This window comes from Ruegeria sp. BJ3, from assembly GCF_056535665.1.
Genome location: NZ_JBQFIT010000001.1, coordinates 1,174,724 through 1,187,226 on the forward strand (window position 1 = coordinate 1,174,724; position 12,503 = coordinate 1,187,226).

General features: G+C 61.8%; 15 protein-coding genes. 9 read left to right on the forward strand and 6 right to left on the reverse strand.

Annotated elements, in window-relative coordinates:
- Positions 1–9: 9 nt before the first annotated feature.
- From ACR3EL_RS05895 to ACR3EL_RS05910, 4 genes are all read left to right on the forward strand, one after another.
- A complete protein-coding gene (locus ACR3EL_RS05895; protein ID WP_170337959.1) occupies positions 10–834 on the forward strand; it encodes a sulfite exporter TauE/SafE family protein in 825 nt (274 codons plus the stop codon).
- 59 nt (positions 835–893) lie between these two features.
- Positions 894–1,613: a hypothetical protein gene (locus ACR3EL_RS05900; protein ID WP_367646635.1), complete on the forward strand. Its 720-nt coding sequence runs from the start codon at positions 894–896 to the stop codon at positions 1,611–1,613.
- Positions 1,614–1,646: 33 nt separating this feature from the next.
- A complete protein-coding gene (locus ACR3EL_RS05905; protein ID WP_170337963.1) occupies positions 1,647–2,375 on the forward strand; it encodes a SpoIIAA family protein in 729 nt (242 codons plus the stop codon).
- Between the two features lie 352 nt (positions 2,376–2,727).
- Positions 2,728–2,946, forward strand: coding sequence for a hypothetical protein (locus tag ACR3EL_RS05910; protein WP_170337965.1), 219 nt, complete (start codon positions 2,728–2,730; stop codon positions 2,944–2,946).
- Positions 2,947–2,949: 3 nt separating this feature from the next.
- On the opposite strand, the gene ACR3EL_RS05915 is transcribed toward ACR3EL_RS05910, so the two are convergent.
- Genes ACR3EL_RS05915 through ccmI form a run of 3 tightly spaced genes read right to left on the reverse strand, consistent with a single transcriptional unit; the run spans position 2,950 to position 4,892 of the window.
- The gene (locus ACR3EL_RS05915) at positions 2,950–3,183 is read right to left on the reverse strand and encodes a DUF1289 domain-containing protein (protein ID WP_170337967.1); all 234 of its coding nucleotides are present in this window, start codon (positions 3,181–3,183) and stop codon (positions 2,950–2,952) included.
- Positions 3,184–3,201: 18 nt separating this feature from the next.
- A complete protein-coding gene (gene ruvX, locus ACR3EL_RS05920) occupies positions 3,202–3,666 on the reverse strand; it encodes a Holliday junction resolvase RuvX (RefSeq protein WP_170337969.1) in 465 nt (154 codons plus the stop codon).
- Positions 3,663–4,892, reverse strand: a complete 1,230-nt coding sequence (gene ccmI, locus ACR3EL_RS05925; protein ID WP_170337971.1) for a c-type cytochrome biogenesis protein CcmI — start codon at positions 4,890–4,892, stop codon at positions 3,663–3,665. The genes ruvX and ccmI overlap by 4 nt, the downstream gene beginning before the upstream one ends.
- A 175-nt stretch (positions 4,893–5,067) precedes the next feature.
- Here ccmI and ACR3EL_RS05930 point away from each other — a divergent pair, with 175 nt between their 5' ends.
- Positions 5,068–6,312: a sarcosine oxidase subunit beta family protein gene (locus ACR3EL_RS05930; RefSeq protein ID WP_093962465.1), complete on the forward strand. Its 1,245-nt coding sequence runs from the start codon at positions 5,068–5,070 to the stop codon at positions 6,310–6,312.
- 2 nt (positions 6,313–6,314) lie between these two features.
- Here the strand turns inward: ACR3EL_RS05930 and ACR3EL_RS05935 are convergent, their stop codons facing one another.
- A complete protein-coding gene (locus ACR3EL_RS05935) occupies positions 6,315–6,476 on the reverse strand; it encodes a hypothetical protein (protein ID WP_170337973.1) in 162 nt (53 codons plus the stop codon).
- 50 nt (positions 6,477–6,526) lie between these two features.
- On the opposite strand from ACR3EL_RS05935, the gene ACR3EL_RS05940 reads away from it, so the two are divergent.
- The 3 genes from ACR3EL_RS05940 to ACR3EL_RS05950 all read left to right on the forward strand — a co-directional run bounded on the left by ACR3EL_RS05940 (position 6,527) and on the right by ACR3EL_RS05950 (position 10,497).
- Complete coding sequence (locus ACR3EL_RS05940) at positions 6,527–6,856, forward strand: sarcosine oxidase subunit delta (RefSeq protein ID WP_170337974.1); 330 nt, start codon at positions 6,527–6,529, stop codon at positions 6,854–6,856.
- Between the two features lie 67 nt (positions 6,857–6,923).
- A complete protein-coding gene (locus tag ACR3EL_RS05945) occupies positions 6,924–9,938 on the forward strand; it encodes a sarcosine oxidase subunit alpha family protein (RefSeq protein WP_170337976.1) in 3,015 nt (1,004 codons plus the stop codon).
- A complete protein-coding gene (locus tag ACR3EL_RS05950) occupies positions 9,931–10,497 on the forward strand; it encodes a sarcosine oxidase subunit gamma (RefSeq protein WP_170337978.1) in 567 nt (188 codons plus the stop codon). Before ACR3EL_RS05945 ends, ACR3EL_RS05950 begins: the two co-directional genes overlap by 8 nt.
- 55 nt (positions 10,498–10,552) lie before the next feature.
- Here the strand turns inward: ACR3EL_RS05950 and ACR3EL_RS05955 are convergent, their stop codons facing one another.
- Complete coding sequence (locus ACR3EL_RS05955) at positions 10,553–10,717, reverse strand: hypothetical protein (RefSeq protein WP_170337980.1); 165 nt, start codon at positions 10,715–10,717, stop codon at positions 10,553–10,555.
- Between the two features lie 330 nt (positions 10,718–11,047).
- On the reverse strand, positions 11,048–11,806 hold the full coding sequence (locus ACR3EL_RS05960) for an FkbM family methyltransferase (RefSeq protein ID WP_170337982.1): 759 nt from the start codon (positions 11,804–11,806) through the stop codon (positions 11,048–11,050).
- Between the two features lie 97 nt (positions 11,807–11,903).
- Between ACR3EL_RS05960 and ACR3EL_RS05965 the strand changes: the two genes are divergently transcribed.
- Complete coding sequence (locus ACR3EL_RS05965; protein ID WP_093962459.1) at positions 11,904–12,503, forward strand: superoxide dismutase; 600 nt, start codon at positions 11,904–11,906, stop codon at positions 12,501–12,503.

Genomic DNA, 12,503 nt, shown 5'->3' on the forward strand with positions numbered 1-12,503 from the left:
GGGGGACGGATGCCCGATACGATGTTGCTGGCCCAGATGCTGGGCCTTTTGCTTGTGATCGGCGCGCTGGCCGGTGTTTTGGCTGGCCTTTTGGGAGTCGGTGGCGGGATCGTTCTGGTGCCGGCCTTCTTCTACGCTTTTCAAACGCTGGGATATGGTGGCCCGCAGCTGATGCAGCTGTGTCTTGCGACGTCACTTGCCACGATCATCGTGACTTCGGTTCGTTCGGTGCTGAGTCACAACAAGAAAGGCGCCGTCGATTGGGATATTCTACGCGGTTGGGGTCCGGGTATCGCAGTCGGTGCGATTGTTGGCGTACTGGTCGCCTCGGCCCTGCGCACGGAAGCGTTGCAGGCGCTGTTCGGTATCCTTGGAATGGTGATTGGCGCTTATCTGGGACTTGGCAAGTCCGAATGGCGATTGGGTGATGCCATGCCCGGCGGGCTGAAGCGGTTGGTGATTTCGCCGTTGGTCGGGTTTCTGTCGGTGCTGATGGGAATTGGCGGCGGCAGCTTTGGGGTGCCTCTGATGAGCCTCTACAACACACCGATCCATCGGGCCGTTGCGACGGCCGCGGGGTTTGGCGTGATCATCGCCGTACCCTCGGTACTGGGCTTTCTGTTTCTGCCGATCGCAGCTGAACACCGTCCGCCGCTGACAATCGGCGCCGTCAATCTTGTGGCCTTTGGTGTGGTTGTTGCGATGACGATGATCACCGCGCCCTGGGGGGTGAAACTGGCCCATGCGATGGACCCCAAGCCGCTCAAACGGGTGTTTGCCGTGTTCCTCACGCTGGTGGCCCTGAATATGCTGCGCAAGGCAGTAGGGTGGTAAGGCATTTCTGGTCGCGGGGTTGGGAAGTATTCCCCTACGACCAGCCCATAGCAGACTGGGTGGCCCACGCCCTACCACTGGCGCAGCAGGCCGCCAGTGACCCAGCCCACCGGCAGTGGTTGGATTGCGAAGGCACCTGGTTCATCGGCGTCGATGCTCTGCCCAATGACGGGGCAGGGCGTGTCGTCGCCTCAGCTCCGTTGAGCGGGCAGGCTGTCGCGTTTCTGGTTGAACACTATGGTTCGATCGAATTGCACAAGGGGCAGGTCTCGGTCGTCTATCCCGGCTATCCGCGCCCGCGCAGGGGCGAGAACGAGGCGGCGGCCCGATACCGGGCCAAGCGCGACGCGGCGCATGTGGATGGCCTGAAACCCGGCGGCCCGGACCGTCGGCGCAAGATCGACGAACCTCACGCATGGGTCCTGGGTATCCCACTGACACAGGCGAGCGCAGATGCTGCGCCTCTGGTTGTTTGGGATGGCAGCCACAGGACCATGGGCGCGGCATTCCGGGCTGCGTTGGCCGGTGTTCCTCGCGCTCAGTGGGCGCAGACCGATATCACCGAGGCCTATCAGGCTGCTCGTCGCGAAGTGTTCGAAACCTGCCCGCGTATCGAAGTGTCGGCTTCGCCCGGCGAAACCTACGTGTTGCATCGCCATTGCCTGCATGGGGTCGCGCCTTGGGGGGCAGGGGCAACGGCGGGGCCGGACGGACGGATGATTGCCTATTTCCGGCCCGAGCTGCCGGGCGGTGTGGCCGAATGGATCGAATCCCCGTAACCTTCTGCCATTCTTTGGCTTTGGAGGCTCAAAATGATTACGGTCCACAAGAATTCCGACGGTGCATTGATCGAAATCGAATTGTCGGGCGAAGTAACAAGCGCCGATTACACAAGCACTTTGGTTCCCGCAATCGAGGCTGCGCTGGCGGAACATGACGCCGTCCGCCTCCTGGTAATCGTCGGCCCCGAGTTCAAAGGCTATGATCTGGGCGCTGCTTGGGAAGATACCAAGCTGGGCCTAAGCCATTGGCGCGGGTTCGATCGCGCCGCGGTCGTCGCAGACAAGGGCTGGGTCCAGACCAGCGTGCGCCTGGCTGCGCCGCTGATGCCCTGTCCGGTGCAGGTGTTCGAGCTGGCCGAGCTGGAAGAAGCGCGCCGCTGGATCCGTGAATCCCTGGGCGCGATCCACATTGTGGATTTGGGCGGGCCATGCGTGCAGGTCAGCCTTATGGGTAAGCTGGACCCCGAAGAATACGAAAAGGCCGAAGCCGATTTGGATGCCATCCTGGGTGACAGGGATGCGTTCCGGTTGCTGATCGATCTGAGGGAGTTCGATGGCTGGCAAGGGCTGACCGCTCTGGCCGCGCATTTCCGTCTGGCCCGCGGTCACGTGGGAATGCTGGATCGGGCAGCCATCGTCGGCGACAAGGCATGGCAGAACATCGCGCAGCGCGTGGGTGGCCACATTCTGGGTACACGTACCCAGTTTTTTCCGTCCGAAGAGATTGAAAACGCCAAAGCGTGGCTGGCTGCCGGATGACGGTGGCGCGCGGCCCGAATGATTGGGCCGCGCTGCGCGTCCGGGGGTAAATCCTGGATTGACACCTGACGCTGTCGCGGGCCGGTCCAACTTGTTACGTTACGTCCTTTTCGCCCAGCCGCGGGGCGCGAAAGCATTGTAACTGTTGAGTCTCTCCGGCTAATTTGTCTAATTGGTAAAAAAATTGAAGCGCGACGGCAGGTTTTCCCCCTTTCTCAAAAGCCTGACTCCGGTATGCGCAAATCGTCGCTGCGGGCCGCCACTCACTCACGCATAGTCATACGGCTCGATCCCCCTTTTCCCGAGCTCTCGACCGGCCCGCAGCGACGCAGATTTATTCAGGAAGGCTCGTATGCGGCTGATCAAGTTTTTGAAAAGAAAATCCATGACCAGTGCGGCTGTCGAAGTTGATTTCCACGATTCTACTCTTCGACGCGCGCAGACCAGCAAGTCGGAAATCACCCGTTTGTTCCGCAGTGAATTGAAGGCCGGGAAACGGTCCGGTGTGAAGACATGCGCAGACACTGCGAAAGATGAAAAAGACGGTCGGAAGACCGACAAAGCCCTTTGAAAGTCAGGATTTGTCCAGACGGGCCGCGCGACCACCCCGTCTCTTGGCCAAGCGAGGCTTGCGGGCAGGCAGGTCATTCATGATTTCGGCGCGTTCCGAGCTGTCCATTTTCGACCAGCGCGTGATTTCGTCGATGGTGCGATAGCAGCCGGTGCAGATACGCTCGGTCGGATGCACGACGCAGATCTGGACACAGGGGCTTTCGACCTCGTTCCTTTTCCAAATCATGTTCGTCATCGCCGGTCTCCGGGCTCGTTAAAGAAAGCGCAGCCTGTCCAGCGCTCCTTGCAGGATATAACCCGCCGCGACGTGGTCGATAACCTGTCCGCGACGTTTTCGTGTCGTATCCGCCTCCAAAAGTGCCTTTTCTGCCGCAACTGTGCTCAGACGCTCGTCCCAGAACCCGATCGGGATGTCGGTCAGTTGGGACAGGTTGCGGGCAAACGCGCGGGTTGATTGGCACCTTGGACCCTCGGATCCGTCCATATTCATGGGCAGGCCAAGAACGATCCCTACGATCTCGCGGTCGGCAGCGATTTCCAGAATCCGGGCAGAGTCCAGCTTGAATTTCTTGCGGCGCACGGTCTCAAGTGGGCTGGCTACGCCGCGCATGCGGTCGGAAACAGCCACGCCGATCGTCTTTTCGCCCAGATCCAGACCCATCAACGCCTGCATCGGGGGCAGTGCGGCTGCGAAATCATCGAACACGTCCTGGATCATTGCGACAGGCCAGCCTGCTGCGCGGCCGAGTTGATCAGTTCAAGCGCGGCAGGGTCTTCGGCAAACTTGGTCGCGGCTTCATCCCGGATCGCGGCGGCCTGCTCGGTTTCTCCCAGCACCCCCAGCGCCGAGATCAGTCGGGCCCATTCCTGCGGAGAACCACCTTCGGTCGCCAGCCGGTCCGATAATCCGTCAACCATGCCGCGGATCATCTCCTGACGCTCCTCGGGCGTCATTTCTGCCGCGGCTTCCATATCCGACTGGCTGGGGCCCGCACCTGCCGGAGCAGCTGCCATTTCGGGCGCGTTGAAGACGCCGGCGCGCCAGGCAAGTTCGTCGATCTGGGCGCGAATGGCGTTGGCCCAAGGCGCCCCCGGTGGCGACGTGCGCAGCGTGTCCATCCAGACGCGATAGGCCTGGTCCGGCCGTCCGATCTGCAGCAGCATCTGGCCCCAGTAATAGCGCGCCGGTCCCGATTGCGGGTCGCGTTCCAGTGCCTGACGCAAGGCCGCTTCGGCTTCGGGCGAGACATAGCCCCCCGCCGCGAGGATCAGCATTTCTGCCAGGTTAGAATAGGCGTCCGCCGGGGCCTCGTCCCCCATCAATTCGATTGCACGGCGCTGGGCTGCATAACCGGCCTGAAAATTACCCGCGTTGGTTTCGTGCTGCGCCAATAGAATGTGACCCTGAAGATCGTCCGGTCGGTCTGCCACGGTCGTGCGCAGCTGGTTCAGAAGGTTGGCATAGCTGTCTTCAAGCTGAGGCGCTTCGACGGGCGGGGCCATCTGCTCGGCCTCTTCCTGGCCGGGCCTGCTCTCACGCAGTTCGGCGGCCATCTCCATGCGCGCTGAAAGCGGCTGATCAGGGTATCCGGCGGCACCCAGTTGGCGGTACAGAGCAAACGCTCCGCCGATCAGAACCAGGGCAACGAACCCGATGGCGGCCAACCGAACAGTGGTCGATGGCCCGGTCGTCGCGTCACCGGTACGGATTTGCGCGTCGGCGGCCAGTATACGGCGCGAAATCTCGGTCCGAACCCGCTCGGCGTCGGCCTTGGCGATCACTCCGCGGGCCAGATCGCGATCAACGCTGGCCAGTTGTTCCTTGTAAACCCGCAGATCGTAGGCCGCCGGATGTTCCTGTCGCCGGCGGGTTCGGGTCAGGCCAAAGGCCAGAAATGCGGTGATCGACAGCGCAAAGAGCAGAAGCAGAACCCAGAATGTCATGATCTCTCCGGAATTGTTGCCCTCACTTAGACCTGCGCGCGCCCGGAAAAAAGGGACAAATGGCCGCGAATGGCCTACATGTCGCAATAGTGCGATATTGCGGCGCTGTACGGCAGGGGTAATCTGTCGCCGCACGGCATATCTTCGGCCAATCACGAACCGGACGGATTCGCTCATGAAACACTATTCAGCCTTTGCCGTAGCGCGAGAGGCGCTGCGCTATCACACCGGATGGGAGCGCGCCTGGCGTTCGCCAGAACCCAAGAAACGGTATGACGTGATCATCGTCGGTGCCGGCGGACACGGTTTGGCGACGGCGTATTATCTGGGCAAGAATTACGGTATCCAGAACGTCGCAGTGATCGAAAAGGGCTGGCTGGGCGGCGGCAATACCGGGCGGAACACGACCATCATCCGCTCGAACTATCTGCAGGACCCGTCGGCGGCGATATACGAAAAATCGCGCAGCTTGTACGAGGATCTGAGCCAGGATCTGAACTACAACGTGATGTTCAGCCCGCGCGGCGTGATGATGCTGGCGCAAACCCAGCACGAAGTGCGCGGCTATCAGCGTACGGCGCATGCCAACGCCCTGCAGGGGGTCAAGACCGAATGGATCGAGCCCGAGCGCGTAAAGCAGCTGGTCCCGATCATCAACATCGACGGCCCGCGCTATCCGGTCCTTGGTGCGCTGTGGCAAGAACGCGGAGGCACCGCACGCCACGATGCGGTGGCTTGGGGCTATGCGCGTGCCTGTTCGAATATGGGTATGGACATCATCCAGCAGTGTGAGGTCACGGGCGTCCGGTCTGAGAACGGTCGCGTCACAGGGGTCGAGACGACTAAGGGCGCCATCGAATGTGACAAGTTGGGCATCGTTGTCGCGGGCCATTCGGGCCAACTGGCCGAGATGGCGGGCTTCCGCCTTCCGGTCGAGGCGCTGGCCCTGCAGGCGCTGGTGTCCGAGCCGATCAAGCCCTGCATGGACGTGGTGGTGATGGCCAACACCGTACACGGCTACATGTCGCAATCCGACAAGGGCGAGATGGTGATCGGGGGTGGCACCGACGGGTTCAACAACTACACCCAGCGCGGTTCGTTCCACCATATCGAGGAAACCGTCCGCGCCCTGGTCGAGACCTTCCCGATGATCTCGCGCCTCAAGATGCTGCGGCAATGGGGTGGGATCGTCGACATGACCGGCGACCGTTCGCCCATCCTGTCCAAGACGCCCTTGGGCGGTTGTTTCATCAACTGCGGTTGGGGGACCGGCGGGTTCAAGGCCATCCCGGGCTCGGGCTGGGGCATGGCGCAGCTGATGGCCACCGGGCATTCCCCGTTGACCGAGGCGTTCTCGCTGGACCGGTTCAAAGAGGGCCGCTTCATCGACGAAAGCGTCGCCGCCGGGGTCGCGCACTGATGTCAGTCGCCCCAATGTGCTCCGTGAATGGTTTCGGAACTGTTCGCCCTGTCGGATCTTGGTTTGATCGTTTTCCTTTCTTCCGATCGGAAAATGACGAAGGCGATCAGTCCAAAAACGGCAAGCGTGCCAGCAACGGTCAAAACAATGGTCAAAATATCCATGCGCTAAATCTGGGCGTGTGGTCCCTATTTTTCAAGCGAGGAGTGGCATCATGCTGATCCTGAGTTGCCCCTATTGCGGCGTCGACGCCGAAGAGACCGAACTGACTGCCGGCGGCGAAGCGCATATGAAACGCTTCGGTCCCGGCTCGACGGACGAAGAGTTCCATGACTATCTGTTCATGCGCGAAAACCCCAAGGGCGTGCACTTCGAACGCTGGCGGCACAGCAACGGCTGCGGCAAGTGGTTTCATGTCGCGCGGTGCACCGCGACGCTTGAGGTGTTCGGCACCTATTCGGCCCAGGTCACCGAGCCGCCAAAGGAAATCCGCGATGCGATTTCGGCCAAACGGCCGGGTTGGACGTGGAGAGAGTTCTCCTGATGCTTCGTCTTTTTAAGAACACATCTGCCGGAGGCCCTGACGCCTCCACTTGCGAAAGGTCCGCAAAATGAGCACCCGTCTCGCAAATCAAGGTCGCCTGATCGACAGGTCGAAACCGGTCACGTTTTCATTCAACGGTACCTCTATGCAGGGCTATCAGGGCGACACGCTGGCCTCAGCCCTGCTGGCTAACGACCAGATGATGGTCGGCCGGTCCTTCAAATACCACCGTCCGCGCGGCGTCGTCGCCAGCGGTGCCGAGGAGCCCAACGCTCTGGTCGGTCTAGGGCAGGGCAACCGGTTCGAGCCGAACCAGCGCGCCACCACGACCGAGCTGTTCAACGGCCTGACCGCGATCTCGCAAAACCACTGGCCCAGTCTGGAGTATGACATCGGCGCGGTGAACACGGCGCTGGCACGGTTCCTGCCGGCGGGGTTCTACTACAAGACGTTCATCCACCCCAAACCGTTCTGGAAACATGTGTACGAGCCGTTCATCCGCCAGTCGGCCGGTTTGGGCAAGGCGCCTGACAAGGACAGCCGCGACGCGGACACGTATGAACATTTCTATGGCTTCACCGACGTTCTGGTGATCGGCGGCGGTGTTGCGGGCCTGCAGGCGGCCAAGACCGCGGCGCAATCGGGTGCCAAGGTCATGTTGATCGAACAGACCGCCCATTGGGGTGGCCGCGCGCCTGTCGATGGCGGCACCGTCAACGACGAGCCTGTGGATAAGTTCGTGGAACAATTGGTTTCCGAACTCGAAACAATGGACAATGTCACCCTTCGGTCGCGCTGCATGGGGGCCGGGGTCTATGACCACGGTTACGTGCTGGGATACGAGCGTCTGACCGACCACAAACCGGGCACCCAGGGTCCGCGCCACCGCCTGTGGCGCATCCGAGCCAAGCAGGTCGTCACGGCCACCGGCGCAATCGAGCGCCCGTTGTCCTTTGCCGGCAATGACGTGCCGGGGGTGATGCTGGCCTCGGCCATGCGCGACTATGTGGTCAATTGGGGCGTGACCCCGGGCGAGCGCGTGATCGTCGCCACCAACAATGACGACGCCTACCGCACCGCGATCATCCTGAAACAGGCGGGCGTGGATGTGCTGCGCGTCGTCGATGCCCGTCCCTCGGCCGGGCCGCTGGCGGACGAGGCGCGCAGCCTCGGCATCCGGGTCGATCCCGGCAAGGCGATCGCCAATGTCAAGGGCGGCAAGCGGGTCAAGAAGGTCGCGATCTGCAATCAGGAAGGCATCGGCGGCGCTCGGGAAGAGGTCGAATGCGATGCGGTTGCCATGTCGGGCGGCTGGTCTCCGGTGGTGCACCTGTGGTCACATTGCGGCGGCAAGCTGATCTGGGACGAAGCCAACGCCCATTTCCGCCCCGACCCCGACCGTCCGCCGCTGGGCGCGGATGGCGCAGGCTTTGTTGTGGCCGCAGGCTCGGCAAGCGGGCCGATGGCGCTGGGCGAGGTTCTGGCGGATGCCCACGCCGCGGGCAAGTCCGCGGCCAAGGCAGCCGGGTTCAAGCCGAAGAACACCAAGGCACCGCAGGGCGAGGCCGAGACCGAAGCGCCCGTGCAGGCCGTTTGGCTGATGCCCGCCAAGGCCGACGTTCAGCTGCGCATGAAGTCGTGGCTGGACTTCCAGAACGATGTGAAGGTCTCGGATGTGCAACTGGCCGCGCGCGAGGGCTATGAAAGCGTCGAGCACACCAAGCGTTATACCACGCTAGGCATGGCGACGGATCAGGGTAAGCTGAGCAATATCAACGGCCTGGCGATCCTTGCTGATGCTCTGGAGTCGGAGATTCCCAAGGTCGGCACCACCACGTTCCGCCCGCCCTACACACCCATCTCGATGGGAGCCATCGCGGGCGAGGCGCGCGGCGAGGTGTTCCAGCCGATCCGCCGCACGCCGATGCATGACTGGCATGACCGGAATGGCGCGGATTGGGAGCCGGTGGGCCACTGGCGTCGTCCTTACGCCTATGTCCGAGCCGGGGAAACCGTGCATGACGCGGTGAACCGCGAGGTCCGGAACACCCGTGAAAACCTCGGGCTGCTGGATGCCTCGACCCTGGGCAAGCTGATCGTCAAGGGCCCGGACGCGGGCAAGTTTCTGGACATGATGTACACCAACATGATGTCCACGCTGAAGGTCGGCAAATGCCGCTATGGCCTGATGTGCTCGGAAAACGGCTTCCTGATCGACGACGGCGTCGTCGCCCGCATCGACGAGGACACCTGGCTGTGCCACACCACCACCGGCGGGGCTGAGCGCATCCATGCCCATATGGAGGAGTGGTTGCAGACCGAGTGGTGGGACTGGAAGGTCTATGTCGCCAACGTGACCGAGCAATACGCCCAGGTCGCCGTTGTGGGCCCCAACGCCCGCAAGGTGCTGGAGAAGCTCGGCGGCATGGATGTCCGCCGCGAGGCGCTGCCCTTCATGGAGTGGCGCGACGGCCAGATCGGCGGCTTTGATTGCCGGGCCTACCGCATCTCGTTCTCGGGCGAACTGTCCTATGAAATCGCGGTGCCCGCCAGCCAGGGCCAGGCCTTCTGGGATGCCCTGATGGAGGCCGGGAATGAGTTTGGCGTGATGCCCTATGGCACGGAATGTCTGCACATTCTGCGGGCCGAGAAGGGCTTCATCATGATCGGGGACGAGACCGACGGCACCGTGATCCCGCAGGACCTGGGGCTGCACTGGGCGATCTCGAAGAAGAAAGAGGATTTCCTGGGCAAGCGCGCGCAGGAACGCACTCACATGACCGACCCGGACCGCTGGAAACTGGTGGGTCTGGAAACTGTGGATGGATCGGTTCTGCCCGACGGTGCCTATGCGGTGGGCGAAGGCGTGAATGCCAACGGCCAGCGCAACGTGATCGGGCGCGTCACCTCGACCTATTACTCGGCCAACCTGGGCCGGGGCATCGCCATGGGGCTGGTCAAGAATGGGCCGAACCGCATGGGAGAAGTGATCGAATTCCCGGGCACCGACGACAAAAACTACAAGGCCAAAATCGTGGACCCGGTGTTCTACGACAAGGACGGGGAGAAGCAGAATGTCTGAACCCATCAGCGCACTGAACCACGCAAGCTTTGACGGCATCGCCCGGATTGAGGAATGCGGCCTGCAGGGGATGATCACCCTGCGCGGCGATCTGTCCGACAAGCTGGTGACCAAAGCGGTCAAGGATGCCACCGGCCAGAAGATGCCCGGCCAGCGCGAGGCTTTCGTCGATGGCGAAACCGGCGTCTGCTGGATGTCGCCGGACGAGCTGCTGGTGCTTGTTCCCTACGCCGAGGTCGAGGCCAAACTGGCCGCCATGCAGGGCGCGCTGAGCGGCGTGCATGCATTGGCGGTCAATGTCTCGGACGCGCGGGCGGTGTTCCGGGTCTCGGGACCGACCGCGCGTGAGGTGCTGGGCAAGGTTGCGCCCGTCGATTTCTCGTCCGATGTCTTCCAGCCCGGTCAGATCCGGCGCACGCGCCTGGCGCAGGTTGCGGGGGCGTTCTGGATGGACGACGAGGAATCCTTTCGCGTGGTGTGCTTCCGATCAGTTGCGGATTACGTTTTCAAGCTGCTGAAGGTTGCGGCGCAGCCCGGCAGCGAGGTCGGATACTACTGAACCCGACCCCACCTTGGCAGACAGAAAAAGCCCCGGACATCACCGGGGCTTTTCATTATTTGACGACCTCGCATCTGCCGGTTCCGTAGGGTTTGTTCGATGCCCCGACATTCACGAAACTGCCGCTCACCTTCAGCCCACCGTCTGTTGCAAGATTCGCCTGATAGCGCATGCGAATGGCCTGACCTTCGGTACTTTTGAGCGTCACGTTCCAGATCATCCGACAGCTCTTGGCCCCACGATCCCGAAGCTGCGCGTTGGTCCAGTCATGGTAGTTGCTGGCGGCTTGGGCCGTGCCGGCCTCGGGGTCGATTTGAAAGGCATATTCGGGCGCGATCTAGCCGTGGCTATCCCTCTTTGTGATCGTGCACTTGTAAGCCATGGGGGATGCGGCAGCCGCCTGTGCCGTCAGGGCCGCGGCGAGGAATAGAATAAGTCGCGAGTCAATTTTCCTGTGACTTCAGTGGTCAATACAGGAAAATGAACACCGCGTCGCTGGGTGTACAAGGGCAAATTCTCGTTTGAGTAGAGTTTCCGTGACGGAACTCTATTACGTGAACAGGACGCTGCGGTACTGGGTCAAAGCGCTCGGGCCCAGCAAGTCCTGGGCTGAGATTGGGCGCCCGGTTTCATCGTGCATGTTCGAGTATAAAGACAACGTCGCAAGCAGGGCTTCGACCCGTTCGGCGCGGTTGTTTTCGTCCAGCAGGGGCGCGTGCAGAGACAGATACAGGGCTGGCTTCTGATCCTGCAGCCAGTCGGCGAGCGTCGGCAGAACCGCAAACTCCGCTCCTTCGATATCCATCTTGACCAGCGAAATGCCTGACAGGTCCGTCGCTGTGGCGAACTGGTCCCAGGCGATGGTCAGGGCGTTGGTTCCATGCGCGCCGTCATGCAGCAGAGAACTGGTGGAGTCGCCGGGCTCGCCCCGGACAGAGGCCATGCGGGCCACGCCAAACCGGTCGGACAAAGCCACGCCAAAGGCCGAGACGTTGCGGATGTCGTTCAGGTCGAGGTTCCAAGCCAGATGGCGAAAGGCGGTGGGGTCGGGTTCGAAACACCAGACATGCCGGGCTTTGCGCGCGCCATACAGAACTGTCGGGCCGATCCACGCGCCGATGTCCAGATAGTCGCGGTCGGGCGACAGGTGCTGGTCCAGCACCGCGAATGTCTCGGGCTCCCAGTCGCCGGCCGAGGCCTTGCGCCAGAATTTCGAATGGTATGGGTCCAGCCGGAACGCCTCGCCATTCAGGTTGCCTGCATAATGACCGCGGGCACGGTAGAACATCTTGCGCGCCTGCGTCAGCATAGCGGACCTCCGGGTTTTCTGCGCTCGGGCCTTGACCTGCGGCGGTTGCCAAAGCATTTAACCTTGGGAACGCAACACAAATTTACAGGGGGCCGAGATGGCTTTTGAACTTCCTGATCTTCCTTATGCACATGACGCGCTGGCAGCCAAGGGCATGTCGGCGGAAACGCTGGAATATCACCATGATCTGCACCACAAGGCCTATGTCGACAACGGCAACAAGCTGATCGCCGGGACCGAGTGGGACGGCAAGTCGCTGGAAGAGATCATCGTCGGCACCTATGACAAGTCGGCCGTCGCACAGAACGGTATCTTCAACAACATCAGCCAGCTTTGGAACCACAACCAGTTTTGGGAAATGATGGGTCCGGGCGAGTCGAAGATGCCGGGCGAGCTGGAAAAGGCGTTGGTTGAAAGCTTCGGTTCGGTCGAGGAATTCAAATCGCAGTTCAGTGCGGCCGGTGCCGGTCAGTTCGGTTCGGGCTGGGCGTGGTTGGTCAAGAATGCCGACGGCTCGCTGGCGGTTACTAAAACCGAAAACGGCGTGAACCCGCTGTGTTTCGGCCAGACGGCGCTGCTGGGTTGCGACGTATGGGAACACTCCTACTACATTGATTTCCGCAACAAGCGTCCGGCTTACCTGTCGAACTTCCTCGACAACCTGGTGAACTGGGAAAACGTTGCATCGCGGATGTAA

Bases quoted from the DNA above. Each gene is read 5' to 3' on its own strand.
- ACR3EL_RS05935 (WP_170337973.1), bottom strand. From the start codon at position 6,476: ATGGATATTTTGACCATTGTTTTGACCGTTGCTGGCACGCTTGCCGTT.
- ACR3EL_RS05915 (WP_170337967.1), bottom strand. From the start codon at position 3,183: ATGACGAACATGATTTGGAAAAGGAACGAGGTCGAAAGCCCCTGTGTC.
- ACR3EL_RS05895 (WP_170337959.1), top strand. From the start codon at position 10: ATGCCCGATACGATGTTGCTGGCCCAGATGCTGGGCCTTTTGCTTGTG.
- ACR3EL_RS05960 (WP_170337982.1), bottom strand. From the start codon at position 11,806: ATGCTGACGCAGGCGCGCAAGATGTTCTACCGTGCCCGCGGTCATTAT.
- ACR3EL_RS05955 (WP_170337980.1), bottom strand. From the start codon at position 10,717: ATGATCTGGAACGTGACGCTCAAAAGTACCGAAGGTCAGGCCATTCGC.
- ACR3EL_RS05965 (WP_093962459.1), top strand. From the start codon at position 11,904: ATGGCTTTTGAACTTCCTGATCTTCCTTATGCACATGACGCGCTGGCA.
- ACR3EL_RS05945 (WP_170337976.1), top strand. From the start codon at position 6,924: ATGAGCACCCGTCTCGCAAATCAAGGTCGCCTGATCGACAGGTCGAAA.
- ACR3EL_RS05905 (WP_170337963.1), top strand. From the start codon at position 1,647: ATGATTACGGTCCACAAGAATTCCGACGGTGCATTGATCGAAATCGAA.
- ACR3EL_RS05930 (WP_093962465.1), top strand. From the start codon at position 5,068: ATGAAACACTATTCAGCCTTTGCCGTAGCGCGAGAGGCGCTGCGCTAT.
- ruvX (WP_170337969.1), bottom strand. From the start codon at position 3,666: ATGATCCAGGACGTGTTCGATGATTTCGCAGCCGCACTGCCCCCGATG.
- ccmI (WP_170337971.1), bottom strand. From the start codon at position 4,892: ATGACATTCTGGGTTCTGCTTCTGCTCTTTGCGCTGTCGATCACCGCA.
- ACR3EL_RS05910 (WP_170337965.1), top strand. From the start codon at position 2,728: ATGCGGCTGATCAAGTTTTTGAAAAGAAAATCCATGACCAGTGCGGCT.
- ACR3EL_RS05950 (WP_170337978.1), top strand. From the start codon at position 9,931: ATGTCTGAACCCATCAGCGCACTGAACCACGCAAGCTTTGACGGCATC.
- ACR3EL_RS05940 (WP_170337974.1), top strand. From the start codon at position 6,527: ATGCTGATCCTGAGTTGCCCCTATTGCGGCGTCGACGCCGAAGAGACC.